21 protein-coding genes are annotated in these 20,579 nt (G+C 63.0%); 5 read left to right on the top strand and 16 right to left on the bottom strand.

What is annotated here, in order from left to right; translation table 11 throughout:
• Window positions 1-141: 141 nt before the first annotated feature.
• Together AC3YOG_RS08395 and AC3YOG_RS08390 are read right to left on the bottom strand one after the other, a co-directional pair.
• The gene (locus AC3YOG_RS08395) at window positions 142-534 is read right to left on the bottom strand and encodes a VOC family protein (RefSeq protein ID WP_127752859.1); all 393 of its coding nucleotides are present in this window, start codon (window positions 532-534) and stop codon (window positions 142-144) included.
• 15 nt (window positions 535-549) lie between these two features.
• Window positions 550-1,296, bottom strand: coding sequence for a FadR/GntR family transcriptional regulator (locus AC3YOG_RS08390; RefSeq protein ID WP_489934739.1), 747 nt, complete (start codon window positions 1,294-1,296; stop codon window positions 550-552).
• A 246-nt stretch (window positions 1,297-1,542) separates the two neighbouring features.
• Between AC3YOG_RS08390 and AC3YOG_RS08385 the strand changes: the two genes are divergently transcribed.
• Both AC3YOG_RS08385 and AC3YOG_RS08380 read left to right on the top strand, forming a co-directional pair.
• Window positions 1,543-2,301: a histidine phosphatase family protein gene (locus AC3YOG_RS08385; RefSeq protein ID WP_489934738.1), complete on the top strand. Its 759-nt coding sequence runs from the start codon at window positions 1,543-1,545 to the stop codon at window positions 2,299-2,301.
• On the top strand, window positions 2,298-3,191 hold the full coding sequence (locus AC3YOG_RS08380; protein ID WP_489934737.1) for an NAD(P)H-hydrate dehydratase: 894 nt from the start codon (window positions 2,298-2,300) through the stop codon (window positions 3,189-3,191). Before AC3YOG_RS08385 ends, AC3YOG_RS08380 begins: the two co-directional genes overlap by 4 nt.
• A gap of 44 nt (window positions 3,192-3,235) precedes the next feature.
• Here the strand turns inward: AC3YOG_RS08380 and AC3YOG_RS08375 are convergent, their stop codons facing one another.
• The 14 genes from AC3YOG_RS08375 to AC3YOG_RS08310 form a co-directional block, all read right to left on the bottom strand.
• The gene (locus AC3YOG_RS08375) at window positions 3,236-3,715 is read right to left on the bottom strand and encodes an SRPBCC family protein (protein WP_489934736.1); all 480 of its coding nucleotides are present in this window, start codon (window positions 3,713-3,715) and stop codon (window positions 3,236-3,238) included.
• Window positions 3,716-3,816: 101 nt separating this feature from the next.
• The gene (locus AC3YOG_RS08370) at window positions 3,817-4,332 is read right to left on the bottom strand and encodes an SRPBCC family protein (protein WP_489934735.1); all 516 of its coding nucleotides are present in this window, start codon (window positions 4,330-4,332) and stop codon (window positions 3,817-3,819) included.
• Between the two features lies 1 nt (window position 4,333).
• On the bottom strand, window positions 4,334-4,636 hold the full coding sequence (locus tag AC3YOG_RS08365) for an ArsR/SmtB family transcription factor (RefSeq protein ID WP_489890034.1): 303 nt from the start codon (window positions 4,634-4,636) through the stop codon (window positions 4,334-4,336).
• A gap of 62 nt (window positions 4,637-4,698) precedes the next feature.
• The gene (locus AC3YOG_RS08360; RefSeq protein ID WP_489934734.1) at window positions 4,699-6,591 is read right to left on the bottom strand and encodes a chloride channel protein; all 1,893 of its coding nucleotides are present in this window, start codon (window positions 6,589-6,591) and stop codon (window positions 4,699-4,701) included.
• Between the two features lie 14 nt (window positions 6,592-6,605).
• Window positions 6,606-7,499, bottom strand: a complete 894-nt coding sequence (locus AC3YOG_RS08355; protein ID WP_489934733.1) for a formylglycine-generating enzyme family protein — start codon at window positions 7,497-7,499, stop codon at window positions 6,606-6,608.
• A gap of 48 nt (window positions 7,500-7,547) precedes the next feature.
• Window positions 7,548-9,104 carry a sulfatase family protein gene (locus AC3YOG_RS08350; RefSeq protein WP_489934732.1) on the bottom strand — a complete coding sequence of 519 codons (1,557 nt, stop codon included), beginning with the start codon at window positions 9,102-9,104 and terminating at the stop codon, window positions 7,548-7,550.
• 73 nt (window positions 9,105-9,177) lie between these two features.
• Window positions 9,178-10,143, bottom strand: coding sequence for an aliphatic sulfonate ABC transporter substrate-binding protein (locus AC3YOG_RS08345; protein ID WP_489934731.1), 966 nt, complete (start codon window positions 10,141-10,143; stop codon window positions 9,178-9,180).
• A gap of 3 nt (window positions 10,144-10,146) precedes the next feature.
• A complete protein-coding gene (locus tag AC3YOG_RS08340) occupies window positions 10,147-10,938 on the bottom strand; it encodes an ABC transporter ATP-binding protein (RefSeq protein ID WP_210258534.1) in 792 nt (263 codons plus the stop codon).
• Window positions 10,935-11,735, bottom strand: coding sequence for an ABC transporter permease (locus AC3YOG_RS08335; RefSeq protein WP_489934730.1), 801 nt, complete (start codon window positions 11,733-11,735; stop codon window positions 10,935-10,937). The genes AC3YOG_RS08340 and AC3YOG_RS08335 overlap by 4 nt, the downstream gene beginning before the upstream one ends.
• A 207-nt stretch (window positions 11,736-11,942) precedes the next feature.
• The gene (locus AC3YOG_RS08330) at window positions 11,943-12,941 is read right to left on the bottom strand and encodes an N-acetylglucosamine-6-phosphate deacetylase (RefSeq protein WP_489934729.1); all 999 of its coding nucleotides are present in this window, start codon (window positions 12,939-12,941) and stop codon (window positions 11,943-11,945) included.
• Complete coding sequence (locus AC3YOG_RS08325; RefSeq protein WP_489934728.1) at window positions 12,941-13,687, bottom strand: glucosamine-6-phosphate deaminase; 747 nt, start codon at window positions 13,685-13,687, stop codon at window positions 12,941-12,943. Before AC3YOG_RS08325 ends, AC3YOG_RS08330 begins: the two co-directional genes overlap by 1 nt.
• Window positions 13,688-13,748: 61 nt before the next feature.
• Complete coding sequence (locus tag AC3YOG_RS08320; RefSeq protein WP_172123134.1) at window positions 13,749-14,573, bottom strand: DeoR/GlpR family DNA-binding transcription regulator; 825 nt, start codon at window positions 14,571-14,573, stop codon at window positions 13,749-13,751.
• A complete protein-coding gene (locus tag AC3YOG_RS08315; protein WP_489934727.1) occupies window positions 14,570-15,586 on the bottom strand; it encodes a hypothetical protein in 1,017 nt (338 codons plus the stop codon). The genes AC3YOG_RS08320 and AC3YOG_RS08315 overlap by 4 nt, the downstream gene beginning before the upstream one ends.
• A 42-nt stretch (window positions 15,587-15,628) precedes the next feature.
• Window positions 15,629-16,621, bottom strand: a complete 993-nt coding sequence (locus AC3YOG_RS08310; RefSeq protein WP_489934726.1) for an extracellular solute-binding protein — start codon at window positions 16,619-16,621, stop codon at window positions 15,629-15,631.
• A 124-nt stretch (window positions 16,622-16,745) separates the two neighbouring features.
• Here AC3YOG_RS08310 and AC3YOG_RS08305 point away from each other — a divergent pair, with 124 nt between their 5' ends.
• The 3 genes from AC3YOG_RS08305 to AC3YOG_RS08295 all read left to right on the top strand — a co-directional run bounded on the left by AC3YOG_RS08305 (window position 16,746) and on the right by AC3YOG_RS08295 (window position 20,574).
• On the top strand, window positions 16,746-17,804 hold the full coding sequence (locus AC3YOG_RS08305; RefSeq protein WP_489934725.1) for an ABC transporter ATP-binding protein: 1,059 nt from the start codon (window positions 16,746-16,748) through the stop codon (window positions 17,802-17,804).
• A complete protein-coding gene (locus AC3YOG_RS08300) occupies window positions 17,801-19,450 on the top strand; it encodes an ABC transporter permease (protein ID WP_489890022.1) in 1,650 nt (549 codons plus the stop codon). Before AC3YOG_RS08305 ends, AC3YOG_RS08300 begins: the two co-directional genes overlap by 4 nt.
• Window positions 19,451-19,539: 89 nt before the next feature.
• A complete protein-coding gene (locus AC3YOG_RS08295; protein ID WP_489934724.1) occupies window positions 19,540-20,574 on the top strand; it encodes an extracellular solute-binding protein in 1,035 nt (344 codons plus the stop codon).
• Window positions 20,575-20,579: the final 5 nt, after the last annotated feature.

Genomic DNA, 20,579 nt, shown 5'->3' with positions numbered 1-20,579 from the left:
GCACCCAGCCGGTGCGGCTGATCCCGGCATCAGGGGGGATCAGCTTCCACGCGAGCGGCGCTGATAATGGCCCTGGTCCTTCAAGCTGCTGGAAGCGCGCCCCCTCGAGCCGGGCAGGGCGGCTTGTCCTGGCGGCCCGCTTCAGCGTTCGATGAGCTCGATCATGATGCCGTCCGGATCCCGGCAAAATGCCACCCGCCGCGCAATGTCGCGGTTATGCGCATCGCGGGGCGGCTCGACGATGTCAACGCCGGCATCCAGCAGAATATTGTAGATCTCATCCACGCTGTCGAAATTGAAGGTGAGATGCCGCACGCCCGCCCGCCCGATGGCTACGTCTTCGGCTGTCAGCGCGCCCGTGGCGGGGCAAACCATCTCCAGCATCGGCCCCTTGGCGTCCAGGAATGCCAGTTCGTCGCCATTGAACACCCGACGACGCACGCGCAGCTCCAGCCCGAGCAGGTCCACGTAAAAGGCCAGGCTTCTGTCGATGTTCTTCACGGTGATGCCCACATGCTCAAAACCCTTCAGCATGGCCGCGTCTCCCTCTTAATCCTCAGGTCCGGTAAGCCGCCGGCGTTCGTCGGCCTGCAGCAATTCCTCCGACACGTTGTTGATGTGCCGCGCCATGGCTTTGTAGGCCGCATCGGCATTGCGCAGCTTCAAGGCTGCAACAATCGCGTGGTGGTCGCCGATCCAGGTCGGGCGGACGGCGTTGCCATGCATGTGCTCGTGGATCTTCTTCCACATGCGCGAGGCATCACGTTGTGCCCACAAGGCCTCGGTGATGGAGACGACGATTGCGTTTCCGGTCATATGGGCGATGATCATGTGGAATTCGCGGTCGTTCTTCTCGTTGTGGACCGCCGAACTGCCCTCATCCTGCATGCGAGCAATACTGTCTTCGAGCCGCATGATGTCATAGCTGTTGGCGCGCTGTGCAGCGATGGCCGCAGCGCCTGACTCGACGGCAAGTCTTGCTTGCAGCAACTCGAACGGTCCCGGACCGATATCGGTATTGATGATGTCGAAGTTCACATCATTGGTTTTTCGCGGCAGGATAACGATGCCGGCGCGGCCCCGGACCTCGACCACGCCGCGCATCTCGAGGGCAATAACCGCCTCCCGGATCGATGGCCGGCTCACCTGAAGCTCTTCCGCCAACTCGCGCTCGGAGGGCAGGCGCCAGGATGGATCGCCTGAATGCGCTTCGATCATCTGGGCGATACGCTGAGCCACCACCTGGTAGAGGCGCTTGTTGCTGAGCTGATAATTCGCACCGTCTATTCGGTCCAACCGCCTGTCCTTATTCAAGCACGCCCCTAGGCGAACAGCTTTATCCATGATCGAGCGGCAAGTCGCGCGATCAGTTGCATCCCCTATGCCACTCCTAGCACAGTTCTCGTTCCTCAGCCGTTCTCTTGATGGCAAGATCGAGCCGGCGGCAGTACTCGCAAGCCCGCTTGCCCCCATCAAACTCGTTTTCCCCGTCGAACTTTGTTTCCTCTGAGCAGTTGTGCAGCAGAGCTTGAGGACAACAACATGCAGCAGAGATGGCCCCGGCGCCTGTGGATCGTGCGCCACGGCGAAAGCACTGGCAATGTCGCCCGCCAGGCGGCAATGGATGCCGGCCTGTCCGAGATCAACATCGATCACCGCGATATCGACGTTCCACTCAGCCCGCTGGGGGAAGAGCAGGCCATTGCGCTCGGCCGCTGGTTCGCCCGCAACCGCCACGAGGGCCTGCCCGAAGTGGTGCTGACCTCCCCCTATGCCCGCGCCAACCGCACGGCCGAGCTCATCTGTGAGCATGGCGCCTTCACCGATGCCGAGTTCATCGCGGACGAGAGGTTGCGCGAAAAGGAATTCGGCATTCTCGACCGCCTGACCACGGCGGGCATTCAGGAGCGGTTTCCCGATCAGGCGCGCTTCCGCACCCTCTTGGGCAAGTTCTACCACCGGCCGCCAGCGGGCGAGAGCTGGTGCGATGTGGTGCTGCGCCTGCGCAGTCTGATGGACACCATTGGCCTGCATCACGGCGGCCAGGACGTGCTGATCGTCAGCCACCAGGTCGTTGTGCTCTGCTTGCGCTACTTGCTGGAGCGGCTGAGCGAGGAAGAGATCCTCGCCATCGATCGGGAAGGCGACGTCGCCAATTGCTCGATCACTGAATACCACTTTGCCGAAGGGCCGCGCAAAGGCGGTGAACTCGTGCTCAAGCGCTACAATTTCCTCGCGCCCCTGCAAGAGGATGGCACCACCGTCACCGCCGAGCCGCCCGTCGCCAGTGCCAATCCATGAGCGAGCACTCCATTACGCGTGAGTTCCTGCTCGAGAACCCGCTGCCTCTCCCGCAAGGCGAGGTCGACAAGGACGCCCGCGGTCGGGTCATGGCCGTCGGCGGTCACCGCGAAGTTCCGGGCGCCGTGCTGCTTTCCGGCGAGGCTGCCTTGCGTGCCGGCGCCGGCAAGCTCGCGATTGCGACCGTGCGCAGCAGCGCGTTGGCGCTGGGGCTCGCCATTCCCGAAGCGCGGGTGCTGGGCTTGTCGGAGACCACCACCGGCGAGATCGAGGCCGCCAATGCCGCAGCCATAGCTGCCGCCATCCACGACGACGATACAGTTCTGCTCGGCCCTGGCATGCTGGACGATGAAGTGGCCGGCGAACTCGCTGCAAGCCTGCTGTCCTCGCTCCAGGGCCGAAGTTTTGTTCTGGATGCCGCGGCTTTGACCGGGTTGCGGACCCGACTCGAACACATGAAGGAACACGCCGGACGCATTGTTATCACGCCCCATGCCGGCGAAATGGCCACCTTCCTCGACATTCACATTCGGGAAGTTGCCGCCGATCCCGCAGCCGCTGCCCGCCGTGCCGCTGCGGCAACGGGTGCGGTTGTGGTGATGAAGGGCAGCCACACCCGGATCGCGAGCCCACAGGGCGAGATCTGGGAAGCCCGGCAGGGCAATGTCGGTCTTGCCACGTCCGGCTCGGGCGATACGCTCGCGGGCATCATCGCCGGCCTGCTGGCGCGCGGCGCCTCTCCGCTGCTCGCGGCGCAATGGGGCGTTTTCATGCATGGGGAAGCCGGCGAGCGCCTCAGGCAGGTCCATGGCCTGCTGGGTTACCTCGCCCGCGAAATCCCGGCGCAAATCCCTGCCATCATGCGAGACCTGCAGCCCGCAGCCAGTTGAGTGCCAGGCAAGGGGCCGACCGGTGTTGACCGGCCCCAACCATCTCACGCCGAAAGCACCGTTTCGCTGGCATTCATCGGCTCGCCCTTATTAGGCCTGCCCGTCCCGGTGGTGATCAAGGCCTTAAGGCTCCCGCCGATATAGGTGCCCCAGCCGTCCGAGCAGACATCGAAGCACTCATATTCCGGCACAAGCCCGATATGGGTGAAGCGCAACTGCGTGCCACCCTTCACAGGCTGGATATCAAAGACGATGTCGGTGCCGGTCCACTCGGTCTTGTCCTCGGTGAAATTGAAGTGGTTCTGGACCACATGCCAGGCAACCCGGCGATCCGGGATCAACTCGGTGACGCGGATCTGCGCCCGGTGCACGTCGCGATACGCATAGTTGAAGGTCGAGCCCACAATATCGGTCGCGCCCCGCACGTCCTCGGACCACCAGCCCCGAACATTGGTGATGGCGTCAAAGACGGCAGCAGGTGGTTGCGGCACGATAAAGCTGGTTTCGAAGTTTTGGTCAGTCATCGCTGGTCTCCTTGGTTGAAGGCATGGACGTGCTGCGTCGGCCGCGCCGCCGCGCGTCGATGGAAAAGGAGCGGCCGTGTAGTATCCTCGCGCGGGCTGGCTTAGGGCTGCAGCCTCACGCCCTGCAAATCATAGTGCTGGATGTAGAGCTCCTGCCGCCGTTGCCAGCCGTTCGGATCGACGCCCTCTGTGGCGCCGCTCAGTAGGGATTCCAGGTGATCAAGAAAATCGTGCCAGCCGGGCAGCATCAGGGCGCTGTTGACATAGGGCATGCCGCGATGGGTGAAGATCAGCTTCGTGCCGTTCCCCTCGCGGCTGAGTTCATAGCGCACAACGGAGTCGGGGGCGTGCGTGTTGGACCAACTGAATTCGAGTAGGTGGGGCGGGTCCCAGGCGCGTACAATGCCGGTCATTGGGTGGGGGCCACCCACCATCAGCTCGAAGCGCCCGCCAACATGGGGTTCCACATAGGCCGCGCCCATCCAGTCTGCCAGCCGTTCTGGCTCTGTGATGGCGCTCCACACCGTTTCAACCGGTCGGTCGTAATGCCGCTCGAAGCGCACATCGATATGGTCGGCCTGGCGGGTAAAGACGCCCAGTTCATCGTTGAACGCCATTTCAATCACTCCTTTTGAGGTGATCATCGAGCGCATCGAGCTTGTTTGCCCAGAACGCGCGATAGGGCTGCAGCCAGTGATCGAGTTCCGCCAAGGGCTCTGGTTCCAGGCTGTAGAGCCGCCGTGGCCCGTCCACGCGAAAGCGCACCAGCCCCGCCTCATGCAGGGCCCGCAAATGCTTGGACACGTTTGGCTGCGGCAGGTCCAGCCGATCCACCAGCATACCGGCGGGCTGCTCGCCCGCCAGCAGCAGGCCCAGAATTTCGCGCCGAACGGGATCGGCTATAGCTGTGAAAATCGACATGCAAACATATTCCACCATAGGAATATGCCTGTCAAGGAATATTGCATGGGATATCGGAGCCGTTATTGGGCCAGGTCTGCCCGGGCTTTTTCGAGTTCATTGCTGTAGCGGCGCAGCAGGTGCGCTTCGGTTAGAATGCCGATCACCTTGGGATCGCCGAGGTCGCTGACGACCACGATGGCTTCGGCATTGTGCTTCTCGAACAGCGCCCCCGCATCCAGCGCCTGCAAGGCAGGATGCAGCATCACATCGGTCTGGCGCAGGATTTGGCTGACGGTGCCCGCTTCGTCGAGCCCGTCTGGGGCATAGGCGTCCGCCACATCGATAAGGCCGACATAGCGGCCATCATCGCGTGTGGCGATCACCCGGTTGGCCGAGCCAAGTGGATAAGCGCGGCGAAACTCTTTGAGCGTCATGGTTTGCGGCACCATCTTGACATCCCGCCGCATCATCTTGCCCACGGTCAGATTGCGCATCCAGCCCACGTCATGGGCGCTGCGGATGGTTTCGCCGCGCAGATGGAAGCGCCAGGTGGTGAAGGAATAGCCAAACGTTTCGCGCACCAGCATGGAGGAGGTGACCGCCGCCACCAGCACCGCAATGGTCAGCGGCAAGCTGCCCGAAATCTCGAGCGCAAGAAACGCCATGGTCAGGGGCCCCCCGACCACGGCTGCGGCGAGCCCCGCCATCCCCACCAGCATGGGAATGCTCGGATCGGGAAACAGCCCCGGGCTGATCGCCTGCGCCAGCCAGAAATACACCTGGCCCAACAAGGCGCCGAGGAACAGCGAGGCAAAGAACAGCCCGCCGCGAAATCCCGACCCCAGGGACACGGCCGAAGCGAGGACCTTGAGCACGAGCAGGCTCACCGCCACCCCGATGGGCAAGGGCGGCGAGGCAAATGCCCGCTCGAGCGCGCCATGGCCGGCCGACAGCACCGAAGGCGAGATCATCGCCAGCCCACCCACGATCAATCCGCCGACCGCCGGTCGGCACCAGCTGGGCACATGCGACTTGCTGAAACTGCGCTCCACCACGCCCACAAGCCGCATGAGCAGAATGCCCAAGCCGCCCGCCGCGACCCCGCTCACGACGATCAGCAGCACTTGCGGAACCCCAAACGACAGCGCTTGGCTGATCGACACCACCGTATGGCCTTGCCCGAAAACGGAGGTTACCAGCACCGCCGAAATGCAGGCGGCGATTACCGGCGCCAGGGTCGAGATGGAATAAGTGCCGATGATCAGCTCGAACGCGTAAAATGCGCCGGTCAGCGGCGCCCCGAAAGCTGCGGCGATGGCCGCACCGGCGCCGCACCCCACCAGCTTGCGCAAGTCACCGCGCCGCAGGTGAAAGAAGTCGCCCAGCTTGGATGCGGTTGCCCCGCCCATCTGCGTATAGGCCGCCTCCAGCCCCACCGAGGCGCCAAACCCGTTGGAGATCAGCGTTTGTGCGGTGATGATGAGACTATCCGTCATGGAGAGCTTGCCCCCATGCAGCGCATTGGCCTCTACCAAGTCGACATAACGCGACTTGCGCCGGCGCAGCAGCAGGCCGAGCAGCCCCAGCAGCAAGCCGCCGATTGCCGGTACAAAGGCCAGGTCAAAGGCCAGCGCAGGCAGGGCGCTCAAGCGTTCGCCGGGTGATAGCTGAAAGAGAATGCTTTGCATGCCATAGGCCAGCTCGCGCAGCACCAGCACGACGAGCCCGGCCAGCGCGCCGATCACGACGGCCAGCACCACGAGCCCGGTTTCGCGCCGCCGGATCAGGCTGCCCATCCACGCCGACATCCCCTCTGCGGTTAGCCGATGCTGCAACCAGCGCAGGCCCTTGCCGAACTGCGAGGCGCTCCAGCCCGGTTGCCCCTGCGCGCCGGCGTTTTCGGGCACAGCTTGGTCCGGCGCGCCGTCAGGAGCTTTGTCGATCTCGGCTTGCTGGGCCTCTGGCTCTGACATGGGCTCGCCGCTCCTCACGCCCGCCGGGCATCAAAGGCAAGGCGAAAGCCGACATTGCTGGCGGCACTGTCAGGTGACAGGGCCATGCGCGCGGCGATCCGGTAGCGATAGCAGTAGCTCTTGTGGCACAAAAATGAGCCGCCCTTGAGCAGCCGCTCCCCATGCAGCCGCGCCGCCTCATTACGCTCGCGCGCCTTGAGCGACACCGAACGAATGCGGAATGGTTCTGCCGTCCACTCCCAGACATTGCCGACCATGTTGTAAAGCCCGAGCTCGGATGGAGCGAAGCTGCGCGCTGGCGCCGTGGCTTCAAACCCATCGCGAGCCGTATTCAGCCGGGGAAAGCTGCCCTGCCAGATATTACAGAAAATCGCCTCATCGCTCGGCTCCTCGTCCCCCCAGGGGAAGCGCTGCCGCGGCGCGCCACCCCGAGCTGCATGCTCCCATTCGGCCTCGCTCGGCAGCCGGCCACCCGCCCATTGTGCAAAGGCTTCCGCATCCCGCACCGACACCTGCGTGACCGGATGATCCCGCCGCTCATCCACTGAACTGCCGGGCCCTTCTGGCTCGCGCCAATACGCACCATCCACCCGGTGCCACCAACTCAGGCCGCTGCCAACAACTTCCCCTAAACCCTTGCCGCCGCCCACGAACACCGATGACCAGCCGAACTGCTCGGCCTCTGTCACATAGCCCGTGCCCGCTACAAACTCGGCAAAGCTCTCCACCGTCACTGTGGTTGTTTCCAGCAGGAAATCGTTGAGCTTGACCGGCCGCTCCGGTCCTTCCCCGTCAGCGGCAATCACCGGATCGTTCGTCCCCACAAAGCTGCGCCCACCCTTGATCAACACGGCATCCGCCGACCGCGTCGGCGCCACTGGGGCAGGGGCCGCACCCGGGGTGGCCATCACTTTCGCCGCTAACCTGCCCGAAGAAGGGGCGCAACAGGACATGGCTCAGCTCACGCTCAAGCCGGCAAGCACCTCGGCGCTGTTGTGCTCGGGAATGTCGCCGATCTCGGCCATCTTGGCGTCGAGCTTGCTCAGCATCCGCGCGAACACCTCGGCATAAGCCGGATCGCCGGCACGGTTCTGCAGCTCGTGCGGATCGCTCTCGCAGTCGAACAGCTCCCACTCGGGCGGTTCGTCGCCGGGGAAGGCGCCGAGCTGACCTAGATCGTCATTGTACCAATAGATCAGCTTGTAGCGGTGGTCGCGCACCCCGTAATGGGCAAAGGCGTTGTGGTAATAGTCCTTGTGCATCCAGTAGCGGTGATAGGCGACATCCTGCCAGTCGCCCGCCGCACTGTCCTCGAGCAGCGGTCGCATGCTCACCCCCTGCATATAGCTCGGCAGCGGCGCGCCGGCGTAATCAAGGAAGGTCGGGGCAAAATTCACATTGGTGGCGATCTGCTTGGACACTGAACCTGGCTTGATCGCCGCCGGGTAGCGGATCACGAACGGCATCTGCAGCGATTCTTCATACATGAAACGCTTGTCGAACCAGCCATGCTCGCCCAGGAAGAAGCCCTGGTCGGAGGTGTAGATGACGATCGTGTCCTCGGTCAGCCCATTGGCATCAAGATAGTCGAGCAGCCGCCCCACATTGTCGTCCACCGCCGCAACTGTGCGCAGATAGCGCTTGATATAGCGCTGGTATTTGAAGAGGTGCAGCTCGCGCCGGCTGGTGAAGGTGAAGGTCTCGCCGGTGTCCTTGTCGATCAGCCTGAGACCGCTCACATCCTCGGGGTCGGGAATCTTGCGACCGACAAAGCCGTTCTCGGCGCGCTGGGCTTCGCCGATCTCGTCGCCGCCTTCGGGTTGCACCAGCCCCAGATCGTCATAGGTCATGTCCTCGCGGATCCGCATCTTGGCAAGCTTGGCGGCCTCAGCGCGATTGCTGTAGTCATCGTCATAGGTTGGCGGAACCGGCAGATCCTCGGTGTAAAGCCCGCGATAGCGCGGATGGGGCGCAAAGGGCCGGTGTGGCGCCTTGTGGTGGCACATCATGAAGAATGGCCGCTCGCGATCGCGCCGCTCGAGGAAGTCGATGCATTTGTCGGTGACGATGTCGGTGGCGTAACCCGCTTCAACCGTCGGGCCATCGGGCCCGATCATCACCGGGTCGAAATAGTCGCCCTGGCCGGGCAGCACCGACCATTCATCAAAGCCCGTGGGCTGGTGTTCGGGGCCTTCGCCCAGGTGCCATTTGCCGAACATGGCGGTCTGGTAGCCGGAATGGCGTAGATGCTTGGCCACATTGGGCAGCTGGTTGTCGAGATGGGTGGCGAGCGTCGTCACCCCATTCACATGATTATAGGTGCCGGTCAGGATCGAGGCACGGCTGGGCGTGCAGATGGAATTGGTGACATAGCAATGATCGAGCCGCATGCCCTCTTCGGCGATCCGGTCCAGATTGGGCGTCGAGTTGAGCCCCGAGCCGTAGCAGGAAATGGCATTGGCCGCATGGTCATCGGACATGATGAACACGATATTGGGGCGCTTGCTGGTCATTGATTGTTCCGCGGTCTTGAGCGTGCCGGCAGCTGCGGCCACCCAGCGGGCAGCCGCAGCATAGGGCGATAGATCAGTTCGAATAAAGGTTCGACAGGTAGAACTCGCTGGCGGGCAGCGGATCGGTGATCTTGCCGAAGTCCACATAAAGATTGGCCAGCGTATCGAGCCAGCCATTGACCGTGCCATCGGCGCTGAGTTCTTCGAGTTCGGCGCTCGAGGGCAGGCGGGCCTGCGGCGCTTCGGCCGCCAGCGGCTCCACCGGCACGCCCAGGAACGCTGCGGTGATCTGCACCGACTGGTCGAGATTGCCGCGGCGATAATCCAGCGCTTCCTTGATCACCGCATTCATTTTGCGCACGGTGTCTTCGTCGCTGGCCTTCTCGTTGCTGACGATAAAGGAGCTGGGGAACGCCACTTCGGGGAAGAAATCCTCGTTGGAAGAGAGCTCCTTGAGGTCCTTCACCCGCTGCCGGATCACGTCGACGAACGGATACCAGATGCCCGCGCCATCCACCTGGCCCGAGGAAAAGGCCGTGACGATCGTGCTGGGGTCCATGCTGACCACCTGGACGTCCTCGATGCTCATGCCGGCCTTGTCGAGCGCGAGGCGCAGCAGCATGTCGCCCGAAGTGCCTTCCGGCACCGCGACGCGCTTGCCGCGCAGGTCCTCGATGCTCTCGATCCCCGGCTGCCCGATCACCCGGTCGGTATAGCCCAGCGCATTGATGGCGATCACCTTGGCCTTGCCAGAAGCCGGCAGCCACAGGGCACCTGGCCCGATATAGGCAAAATCCAGCGAACCCGCGCCCAGCGCCTGCACCTGGATCGGCCCATTGGTGAACACGCTCAGCTGCGGGTCGAGCCCGTGCTTGGCCCAGAGGTCTTGGTCATTGGCGATGGCGACCATGCTCGAGCCGAAATAGTCGGCGATATAGCCCACGCGCACCTTGGTCAGGTCCTGGGCCAAAGCAGGGCTCAATGCGGCGCTCGCCAACGCCATGCCCGCGATGATCTTGATGAAGCTGCGTTTGTTCAAGGCTTATTCCTCCTGGTTGTTGCTTTGACCTGATCGTGTGTAGACGGCGTGCCAAACTTGGTTGCGGATTGCTGCAAATTGCGGTGACAGCCGGATCTCGTCGTTCCGCGGATAGGGCAGGTCGACCTCGATGATCTCCTGCAGCCGCCCGGGGCGCGAAGCCATGACCACCACCCGATTGGCGAGATAAACCGCCTCGTCCACATCATGGGTGATGAACATCACGGTGCGCCGCTCGCGCATCCAGGTGTCGAGCAGCTGGTTCTGCATCCGCACGCGCGTCAGGGCGTCGAGCGCACCGAAAGGCTCGTCCATCAGCAGCACCTGCGGATCCACCGCATAGGCCCGCGCAATGGCGCAGCGCTGCTTCATTCCGCCAGAAAGCTGCTTGGGCAGCGCATCGGCAAAATCCGAAAGGCCCACCAGTCCAATATAATGGTCCGAAATCCGCCGGCGCTCGGCCCGCTCCACGCCCTTGAGCTTGAGCCCGAATTCCACGTTCTGCCGCACCGTTAGCCAGGGAAACAGCGCATATTGCTGGAAGATGACGCCGCGCTCGGGTCCGGGCCCTTCCACCGCCTTGCCATCCACAAGGCACTGGCCGCTGCTGGGCTTGAGCAAGCCGGCCGCGATATTCATCGCCGTCGACTTGCCGCAACCGGACGGCCCCACAACGGTGACGAATTCGCCGTCAAACACCTGGAGGTTGAAGTTCTCCAGCGCCACGAAGCGCCCATCAGGTACGCCGAACACCCGTCCGACATCGCTGAAATCGATCTTGACCTCGGCGCTCAATGCTCAACCCTTTCCTGCCAGGAGGTCAGCCGACGCTCGAGAAACAGCACGATCCGATCCATGATCAGGCCCAGTATTCCTATCGTGATCAGCGACACAAAAATGACCGGCAGGTCGTAATAAAGCTGCCCTTGCTGCATGCGGAACCCCAGGCCCGATTGCGCCGCGATCAGTTCGGCGGCCACCAGCGTCGCCCAGGCAGCGCCAAGACCAATGCGAAAGCCCACGAGGATGAACGGCGTCGAGGCCGGGACCACCACCTTGGTGAAGATCACCCAGTCATTGGCGCCGAGCACCCGGGCGGCATTGATGAAGGTTTTGTCGACATTGACCACGCCCTGATAGGTCGCGACCACGGATGCAAGAAACGAGGCAAGGAAGATCACAAAGATCTTGGGCGGCTCGTCGATGCCAAGCGTGACAATGGCCAGCGGAATGATCGCCAGTGGCGGGATCACCCGGAAGAACTGGATCCACGGGTCGATCAGCCCACGCGCCACCCGATACCATCCCATCAGGAAGCCGACCGGGATAGCGATGGTGATGCCCAGGAGGAAGCCTGTCAGCACCCGGACAATGGAAGCTCTGACGTCATTGAATAACTGTCCGCTGCTGATGGCGGTGCCAAAGCGCTGCAACACCTGAACTGGGCCCGGCAAGGGTGTCGAGCCGCTCGCCGAATACAGCCACCAGATCCCGATCCCGACCACAAAGGAAATGGTGCCCAGCGCAAGATTGGAGCGCAGCAGGCCGCCGGGTTGCCCCGTCTCCGCGGCGGCTTCATGGTTCGTGGTCATCCAAGTCATCCCTGATAGCGAACTCCTTCAATCCGCCGCGGCCAGCTCTCAGAGGCGCCGTTTTGGATTGCCGAAGTGCCCGTCCGACTCTCGCCATCGGAACCGCAGCATCAGCTGTTGTGGCAGGAATGCTTGGAGGACGCCAGCGCGGCGCAGTCGCAGCTTACGGCATGAGCCGGCCTTGGTCCGGCGACGCCGACAATGGTTCTAAGACCTTCCAAGCACCCGCATTTCTCCGTCCCAGTCGATCTCGTCCGCGGGCAGGGCAATACCATGATGGCTGGCCGCTGCAGCGATGGCGCGTCTTGGATTATTGGCGGCCATGATGATCGCGGTATCGAACGAAGCGATGTTCCAGCGAACCACATTGCGAACCGCCTGATCCATCTCCAAAGCCGAACCGGCGAGATTGTCGTGCCCGGGAACCCGCACCATCCCATCAACATCGCGCTCTATGCTCATGCCCGCAAATTCGTATTGAGCAGGCTCCGCCGCCGCGGCCAGCACGGCGTCGCTCACCAGGATGGATTTGTCGACGCCCTTCAGGCGAACCAAAGCGCGCAGCGCGTCCGGTGCAATATGATGCCCATCCGCGATGAAGCACGCCCAGAGCCCCTCGGCTCCCAGCTGTGCCAGCAGCGTATTGTTGAGCTTGGGCAAGTGCTGGGGCAAGCCATTGCCCAGATGGGTTGAGCAGCTGGCGCCTGCCGCTACCGCCATCTCGATCTGTGCGTAATCGGCCGCACTGTGCCCGATACTGACCGCCATCCCGGCGTTCTTGAGTGCGCGGATTGCTTCCGCGCTCCCTTGGCGCTCCGGTGCCAGCGTTACCATCAGGATCGGCCGCCCCAGCCCAGCGGATAAGCCCTGAACCATCGGAGCATCTGGGTCGCGCATCGCGTCGGCGGGATGACACCCCTGGTAGCCCGCCTCTGCACGCAGGAACGGCCCTTCGAGGTGATAGCCAGGAACCATGCTGGGGCCGAGCCGACTGCTGCGGGTCGCCGCGTCAAGCGCCGCGAGCCGCTCGGCCAGTTGATCGCGATGCGCCGTGATGATGGTCGGCAAACACCCGGTAACCCCGGCCTTGCGCATCGCCGCCAGGGCATGATCGAGGGCGTCCGGCGTAATCGCGGGATCGTTGAAGTCGACCCCGGCATAGCCGTTCACCTGCAGGTCAAACAGCCCGAGCGTGGTGATCGCCATCAGCCCTGCACGGGGCGCAGCAGGGACGCCGCTGCCGGGTCCAGATAAAGGCTGGCATCGGGATGCTGCTGAACAATCGAGGCGGGGAACAGGTTCGAGACCGGCCCCTCCACCGCGGCCTGCACCGCCTTGGCCTTGCGCTCATCAGGCACTGCAAGGATCAGTGCTTCGCACGCCATGATGCGCTTGATGCTCATGGAGATGGCACGGGTGGGCACGGCCTCCAAGGTCTCGAACCAGCCTTCGCCGAACTGCTGTTGCCGGCACTCCCGATCGAGCTCCACCACGAGATAGGGCTGGTCATAGTCGAAATCGGCCGGTGGGTCATTGAACGCGAGGTGGCAATTCTCCCCGATCCCGGCAAAGCATACATCGATCCGCTGGCCGGCCAGGGCCCCGTTGAGGCGCGCCAGTTCAGCATCAAGATCAGTGGCGTCGGCGTTGATGGCGAGGAACGACTTGTAGCCCGGCAGGCGATCCAGGAATCGCTCGCGCAGATAACGCCGGAAGCTCGCCCCATGCGTCACTGGCAGGCCGACATATTCATCCAGATGATAAAAGCTGACTGCCGACCAGTCGATTTCGGCCTGCAGCAGCTGTTCCAGCATCTCGAACTGGCTGGCGCCTGTCGCCAGCACCACATGCGCGTCGCCATGCTGCGCTATCGCCTCGCGGATCACGCGGGCACCATGTTCGGCGGCAGCCGCACCCAGCGCAGGCTTATCGGGGCAAATGGAAATCTTCACTGCAAACTCCGGCGAAAAGGGCAGGGATGGGAGCGGTTACGCCCGCGGGCAATGGCAATGCTCAATCAAGCGCGATAACCCGCAAGCCGGCAAGCACTGCCGGATCATCAAAGCGCTCCTTGGGATCGCCATTCGTGATCAGCACGTCCACATCGGCCAGTTGGGTCACCACATGCGGCGCGCGGCGGCCGAACTTTTCGTCATGGGCCATCAGGATCACTTGCCGCGAATGGGGCAGGATGGCGCGGATCAGCTCGACCTCCATCGGGTCGAACTCCTGCACGACCCCATCGCGATCGATGGCGCTGGCGCCGATCACCGCGAGGTCGAACTTGAACCGGTGCCGGCTTTCATCGGCCATCGTGAGCACCGAGGAGTCCTTGTTGCGGACATAGCCGCCATAAACATAGACGGTGGCATCGGTCTTGAGCGCGCAGGAATGCGCCACTTCAAGGTTCGGCGTCGCGATCAGCACGCCAGGATGGCGCGCCAGCACTTCATGGAGGGAATCGAACGTCGTCCCCAGCCCCACGAAAATGGTCGCCCCGGGCGTCAGGAACTCCTCGAGCGCCAGCACCAGCCGGCGCTTGACCGCCACGCCCACCGCATGACGCTCGTCATGTGTATGATGCGCCACCCCCGGTGAGGCGAACGCACCGCCAAAACCCTTTTGCAGCAGCCCCTCGGTTTCGAGCGTGCGCAAATCGCGGCGAATGGTCTGGTAGGTCACGTCGAACCGCGCCGCCAGTTCAGCGACGGAAGCCGCGCCATTGGCCCGCACCGCTTCCAGGATTGCCTGCCGCCGCTCGCTCGCCCGGATATTGCCCCCCGCGCCAGCCTCGGCGTCGGCTTGCGGATGCAGCCGGGGCGCGTTCTCGCCGCTCATTTCAGCCGCACACCCAGATAGCTGCGGTCATCGGTCAGCTGCAGGGCCGTAGTGCCCTTGGTGCTCATATAGGGGCCGATCTTGTGCAGATCCTCTGCCTCCACTTCCTCGAAGGCGGCTTCCCAGGATGCCACGCCGAACTCGGCGCCCATCTTGAAATAGCCGTCCGAGAACAGCTCGATGGTCTCGACCTCGGCCAGCGGATAGCTGCGCGTCTCGATGAAGCGCTTGGGCACGGCAAAGCCATCCAGTCCGCCATAACCCAGCACCGGCTCGGTGACATTGGAGAATTGGCCCTGACCGTGGGAAATCCCGTGCTGGATCAGCACCAGGATTTCAGCCTCGGGCACGCTGGGCAGGTGCTGCCGGCAGGCGCTGAGGGCGCTCTGCTCAATTGCCTCCACGATTTCGGGCGCGGCGGTGACAGTGCCCGCCTGCTGGTTGCGCGTGCCCTGCCAGGTCATGGCCGCGGCATGCTTGTCGCACTCCTCGAGCGAAGCGCCCCGCTGTTCGAAATAGCGCCAGGTCTCGCGCCGGAGGATTGCCGTCACATCGTCGAGGGGCTTGAGCACCTGCAGCGTATCGTGGCCGTTGATGCGAATACCGCTATCGCCAACCGCCACAACTTCCAGCCGGTCGCCCAGGAGCAGCGCTGCCATCACTGTGCAGCCGCCCCGCAGCTTCCAGTCCGCTTCCACGGCCTCGAGCGCCCCGTGCTGGGCATAGCCGGCACGGATCGCCTCGCCGAGATAATCGACGAAATGCTCGCCGCCCTGGAATTGCAGGGCGGGCTGGTCGGGCTGGCCTTGCGCCAGCAGAAAGATTTCGATGGCCCGTTTGACGGTGCGCGAGGCAAACTGCCCCGACAGCATGCCGCCAAAGCGGGTGCCATTGCGATCGGTTACGCCGTCGATGACGGCGTAACCAAGGTTCGGCATGATTACGAGGCTGTCTTCATTGGTCTCCGGCTGGCCAAATTTCTTGCCCAACGTAAAAGCTTCAAGCTGCCGCATGTAATCCTGCTCTAGTCGTGTTTTTCGATGTGGTGGGCCGGCTTATTCGCCGATGGCCGTCCGCCACTTGGCCAGTACGTCCTCGGCGCCGCCGAAGTCGCTGAGCGGCTTGACATTGACGAGGGTCAGATCGGCCAGGTTCGGCGTGCCGGCCGGGCCTTCAACGTCGAGGCGCACCGAGCGGCGGCCGATATCCATGGCGAGCTTTTCCTGGGTCGACTTGGACATGGCCCAGTCGATAAACGCCTTGCCGCCTTCTGGATTGGGGCTGTTCTTGACCAGCGCCACGCCATCGGGGGTCGCTGCCGTGCCATCGGTCAGGTGCACGATCGAGATCGGTGCGCCGCCCTGCACATATTCCAGCGCATTGTCTTCGAGGGTCAGGCCCATTGCGGTTTCGCCATCGGCAACAAAGCGCGGCACGGCGCCCGAGCTATCGGCGAACACGAAGTTCTTGGCGATCTCGGCATACTTGTCCCAGCCTTCGTCACCAAAGACGGTGAGGACGGTCTGCAACTGCTGCATGGCCGAACCCGAACCATCGGCACGGGCCGTGGCGATCTGGCCGGACCACTTGGGATCGGCAAGCTCAGCCCAGGTCTTGGGTGCCGATTCGAGCGGCTGCAGGTCGGTGTTGACCGCCAGCACATAAACAACGGCGGTGTAGGGGGTCCAGGCGGGATCCTTGACGAACTGCGGATCGATCTGGTCAGCCTCGGGGGGCGTATAGGGCTCCAGCAGATCGCTGAGCTCGGTCAGCTGGCTGCCCGAGATGGACCAGATCACGTCGGCGGCCGGTGCACCCGCTTCGGCCTGCACGCGCTTGGCGATATCGCCCGAACCGAGCTTGACCACTTCGGCCTTGAGGCCGGTTTCCTGCTCAAAGATCGGCAGCAGCGTATCGACGATCGATGACTTGTGGGCGGTGTAGATCACCACCGAGCCGTCCTGGGCCAGCGCCAGCGAGGTCATGCTGGTCGAGGCGATCAGGGCCGCGGCCGACAGTGCCAGGAATGTACGTTTGCGAATGCTCATTCGAATCCTCCGGTTCGTTTTTAGACATTTTTCGGGTGAGATGATCCTGAACTACGCCGAAAGATGTTGCAATACGAAACTAGGCCGGTGTCATATGTGACAACGCAGTCCGGGAGGAGCAGGCATGAGTTATCTTGAGGTCCGCAACGCTACCAAGCAGTTCGGATCCACTTTCACGGCATTGGCCGGCGTTTCCATTGCGGTTGAACGCGGCGAGTTCTTCACTCTTCTGGGCCCGAGCGGCTGCGGCAAGACTACCCTGTTGCGCGCAATCGCCGGCTTCAATGACCTGTCATCGGGCGAGATCACCCTGGACGGCGCCAATCTGCGCGTCGTGCCTCCGCATCAGCGCGATATCGGCATGGTCTTCCAGGACTATGCGGTGTTCCCTCATCTCAGCGTCTTCGACAACGTCGCTTTCGGCCTCAAGCCCCGCAAGGTCCCGGCCGCCGAGATCAAGACCCGTGTGACCACCGCGCTTGAAGCCGTACGCCTCGGCGCCATGGCCGACCGCCTTCCCGCCGCCATGTCGGGCGGTCAGCAGCAGCGCATCGGCTTGGCGCGCGCCATGGTCATTAATCCGCGCCTGCTGCTCATGGATGAGCCCCTGTCCAATCTCGACGCCAAGCTGCGCATCGAGCTGCGCGAGGAAATTCGCGACATCCAGAAGCAGGTCGATATCGCCACCATCTATGTGACCCATGATCAGGAAGAGGCGCTCGCGATCTCGGACCGCATCTGCGTGATGAGCGCGGGCAAGATCGAGCAGATCGGCACGCCCCAGCAGATCTATGGCGATCCGCAGACCAGTTTTGTCGCCCAGTTTGTGGGCACCCTCAACATCTTCGCCCCGGGCGATGCGATCAATGTGCTCGTCGCCCAGCTAGGCCTGTCCAACGAAGGCGTCGCCAACTGGACCATCCGCCCGGAACGTCTAGCCCTTGGGAACGGCACCGAGCCGGCCTCTGCCCAAACCGCTACGCTGCCCGGCACCGTGACCAAATACACCTATCTCGGGCGCGAGGCTCATGTGCAGGTGGAAACCCCGGCTGGCGTTGTCATCGTTCAGCTGGCCGATCCCGGCATGGCGGCGACCAGGCAGGCGGGCGAAACGGTCTCGGTTCTGGTGCCGCGTGATGCCCTCATGGCGTTCCGCGCCGATGGCACGAGGATCCAGCAATGACCCTGCTGCAGCGCCTCAATTTCTGGTCCGTGGTGATGATTCTCACCTGGGTCCTGCTGTTTGTGCTGCTGTTCATTCCCGTGGGCTCGGTCCTGGTGTCGAGCCTTTATGATCAGTCCGGCAATCTGACCATCGCCAATTACCTCAAGTTCCTTGGGGAACCGCGATTCCGGCAGGCCTTCGTCAACACGCTGGTGGTGGGCTTTGGCGGCCTTTTTGGCGCGCTGCTGCTCGGCTCCATCATGGCCTTTTGCGTGTCGCGCTTTGTTATTCGCGGCGGCAAGTTCGTCTCGCTCCTGGCCATTCTCGCGCTCGTCTCGCCGCCCTTTATCGGCGCTTATTCCTGGATCGTGCTGTTCGGGGCAGGGGGCGTGGTGCGCGGCTGGCTGCGCGAAGTGGGGATCACCATGCCGCCCATCTACGGGCTGGGCGGCATCCTCATCGTCTTCTCGCTCAAGTTCTACCCTTACGTTTATCTCATGGTCTCGGGCGCGCTCAGCAACGTCAATCGCTCGCTTGAAGAAGCAGCCGAAGGCCTGGGGCTAACCCCTTGGCAGCGCACTATGCAGATCTCGTTCCCGATGGTGTTCCCGGCCTTGACGGCTGGTGGGCTGCTCGCCCTCATCCACGCCATCGCCGATTTCGGCACGCCGCGTCTTCTCGGCCGTGGCTACAACGTTCTCGCTACCGAAGCCTTCACCCTCTATTCGGCCGAAGTGGGCTCCAACATGTCCATGGCCACCACGATCAGCGTCGTGCTGATTCTGGTGTCGATGGTCTTCGTCATGCTCCAGCGCTACATGTCGCGCCGCAATGTTTATCATGGCAACATGATCAACAAGCCGACCCGCATACAGCTCAAGGGCTGGCGCAATGTCCTGGCGCATTTTGCCGTCTACTCCATTGGCCTGTGCGGTGCGATGCCGGTCATCATCTCGGTGATCTATTCCTTCCGCAAAACCAACGGCCCGGTGTTCCAGCAGGGCTTTGCCCTCCAGAGCTATGAACGCATCCTGTTCAACCTCGGCGATGTCGTGCGCAACTCGCTCACCTTCTCGGTGGCAGCGGTTGTTCTGATCGTCATGGTCGGCACCGTGGTCGGCGTACTGGTGGCGCGGCGCACCAATCTCAACACCGCGCTGCTCGATGGGGCCTTCATGGTCCCCTATGTGATGCCCGGCATTGTCATCGGCATTGCCTTCATCGCCGCCTTCAACACTGGCCCCATTGTTCTGACCGGGACGGCCGCGATCATCATCCTGTCGATCTTCATCCGGCGGCTGCCCTACACGGTCCGCACCACCGCTTCCTCGCTGCGACAAATTTCCCCCAGCATGGAGGAAGCCGCGGTATCGCTCGGCTACAGCCCCTTCCAGGCATTTCTGCGCATCACCGTGCCGCTGATCGTCCCCGGCATCATCGCCGGCGGCATGCTCAGCTTCGTCACTGCGATCAACGAGCTGTCGTCCTCGCTCGTCCTTTATGTCGGCAGCACCATGACCATGCCGGTGCGCATTTACCTTCTGATCCTCGACGGTGATTTCGGCACCGCCGCGGCCCTCTCGACCGTGTTGCTGCTGTTGAGCGGCTGTGCCGTCTACATCGCGTTCCGCTTCATGGGCCGCAATGAACAGGCACTGCTGTGACATCTGTGCAGCTTGACCATCTCACCGGCCAGGGGCCTTTGCGCCCCAGCTTCATCTACTTGCCCCGCATCCAAGCAAAGGATCGCTCTATGAACCGCAACTCCATGATCAGCGTGTCAGCTCTCGCCCTGGCTCTCGGCATATCCAGCCTTGCCGCGCTGCCTGTGCTCGCCCAGGAAGACATCTCGGGCTCGACCCTGGTTGTCTACACGCCCAATGAAGAAGGCATGCTCGACAGCCTCATCCCGGTCTTCGAGGACCAGACCGGCGTTGAAGTGCAGCTGATCACCGCCGGCACCGGTGAGCTTTACCAGCGCATCGGCAGCGAAGCGGGCAATCCGCAGGGCGATGTGATGTTCGGTGGCGGCGCCGCCCAGGCCAATGCCAATCAGGAACTCTGGGCCGAGTATGTCTCGCCCGGCGATGCCGAGATGGTCGAAGCGGGCAAGAACACCACCGGCTTCTTCACCCCCTATCAGGCCGATGGCTCCAACCTGCTGGTCAACACCGAAGCTGCCAGCAAGGCCGGCGTCGAGATCGACAGCTATGCCGATCTGCTCGCGCCCGAGCTCAAGGGCAAGATCGCCTTTGGCGATCCCACGGCCTCGTCTTCCGCCTTTGCCCAGCTTACCAATATGCTCAAGGCCGTCGGCGGCGATTATGAATCCGATAAGGGCTGGGACTTCGTCCGCTCGCTCGTGACCCAGCTCGATGGCATCACCATCGGCTCCTCGAGCCAGGTGGCCCAGGACGTGGCTAATGGCGAATACATCGTCGGCCTGACCTATGAGCCGCTCTCGTTCAACTTCGTCCAGAGCGGCGCTCCCGTCGAGATCGTCTACCCCGAAGAAGGCGCGGCCTTCCTGCCCGCGACCGTCCAGGTCATCAAGGGCGGCCCCAATGAGCCGGCTGCGCAGGCCTTCATTGACTTCGTGATCTCCGAAGAAGGTCAGACCATCATTGCCGAGCAGACTGCCGGCCGTCCCCTGCGTGAAGGCGTCGAGAAGCCCGGCCTGCCGGCTCTCTCCGAGATCCCGACCGTGCAGGAAGATGGCGCCTATGTTGCGGCCCATCGCGACGAAATCGTCGCCAAGTACAAGTCCATCCTCGAGGAACAGTTTTAATGCTT

The organism is Devosia sp. Z6_126 (genome assembly GCF_058133495.1).
The sequence above is the reverse complement of the archived record's forward strand: the minus strand, read 5'-3'. Positions and strand labels throughout refer to the sequence as shown.

What these genes read in the sequence shown, in the direction of transcription:
- AC3YOG_RS08395 (WP_127752859.1), bottom strand. Translation starts at nt 534, where the DNA reads ATGCTGAAGGGTTTTGAGCATGTGGGCATCACCGTGAAGAACATCGAC.
- AC3YOG_RS08385 (WP_489934738.1), top strand. Translation starts at nt 1,543, where the DNA reads ATGCAGCAGAGATGGCCCCGGCGCCTGTGGATCGTGCGCCACGGCGAA.
- AC3YOG_RS08380 (WP_489934737.1), top strand. Translation starts at nt 2,298, where the DNA reads ATGAGCGAGCACTCCATTACGCGTGAGTTCCTGCTCGAGAACCCGCTG.
- AC3YOG_RS08375 (WP_489934736.1), bottom strand. Translation starts at nt 3,715, where the DNA reads ATGACTGACCAAAACTTCGAAACCAGCTTTATCGTGCCGCAACCACCT.
- AC3YOG_RS08370 (WP_489934735.1), bottom strand. Translation starts at nt 4,332, where the DNA reads ATGGCGTTCAACGATGAACTGGGCGTCTTTACCCGCCAGGCCGACCAT.
- AC3YOG_RS08365 (WP_489890034.1), bottom strand. Translation starts at nt 4,636, where the DNA reads ATGTCGATTTTCACAGCTATAGCCGATCCCGTTCGGCGCGAAATTCTG.
- AC3YOG_RS08360 (WP_489934734.1), bottom strand. Translation starts at nt 6,591, where the DNA reads ATGTCAGAGCCAGAGGCCCAGCAAGCCGAGATCGACAAAGCTCCTGAC.
- AC3YOG_RS08355 (WP_489934733.1), bottom strand. Translation starts at nt 7,499, where the DNA reads ATGGCCACCCCGGGTGCGGCCCCTGCCCCAGTGGCGCCGACGCGGTCG.
- AC3YOG_RS08350 (WP_489934732.1), bottom strand. Translation starts at nt 9,104, where the DNA reads ATGACCAGCAAGCGCCCCAATATCGTGTTCATCATGTCCGATGACCAT.
- AC3YOG_RS08335 (WP_489934730.1), bottom strand. Translation starts at nt 11,735, where the DNA reads ATGACCACGAACCATGAAGCCGCCGCGGAGACGGGGCAACCCGGCGGC.
- AC3YOG_RS08330 (WP_489934729.1), bottom strand. Translation starts at nt 12,941, where the DNA reads ATGGCGATCACCACGCTCGGGCTGTTTGACCTGCAGGTGAACGGCTAT.
- AC3YOG_RS08320 (WP_172123134.1), bottom strand. Translation starts at nt 14,573, where the DNA reads ATGAGCGGCGAGAACGCGCCCCGGCTGCATCCGCAAGCCGACGCCGAG.
- AC3YOG_RS08315 (WP_489934727.1), bottom strand. Translation starts at nt 15,586, where the DNA reads ATGCGGCAGCTTGAAGCTTTTACGTTGGGCAAGAAATTTGGCCAGCCG.
- AC3YOG_RS08310 (WP_489934726.1), bottom strand. Translation starts at nt 16,621, where the DNA reads ATGAGCATTCGCAAACGTACATTCCTGGCACTGTCGGCCGCGGCCCTG.
- AC3YOG_RS08305 (WP_489934725.1), top strand. Translation starts at nt 16,746, where the DNA reads ATGAGTTATCTTGAGGTCCGCAACGCTACCAAGCAGTTCGGATCCACT.
- AC3YOG_RS08300 (WP_489890022.1), top strand. Translation starts at nt 17,801, where the DNA reads ATGACCCTGCTGCAGCGCCTCAATTTCTGGTCCGTGGTGATGATTCTC.
- AC3YOG_RS08295 (WP_489934724.1), top strand. Translation starts at nt 19,540, where the DNA reads ATGAACCGCAACTCCATGATCAGCGTGTCAGCTCTCGCCCTGGCTCTC.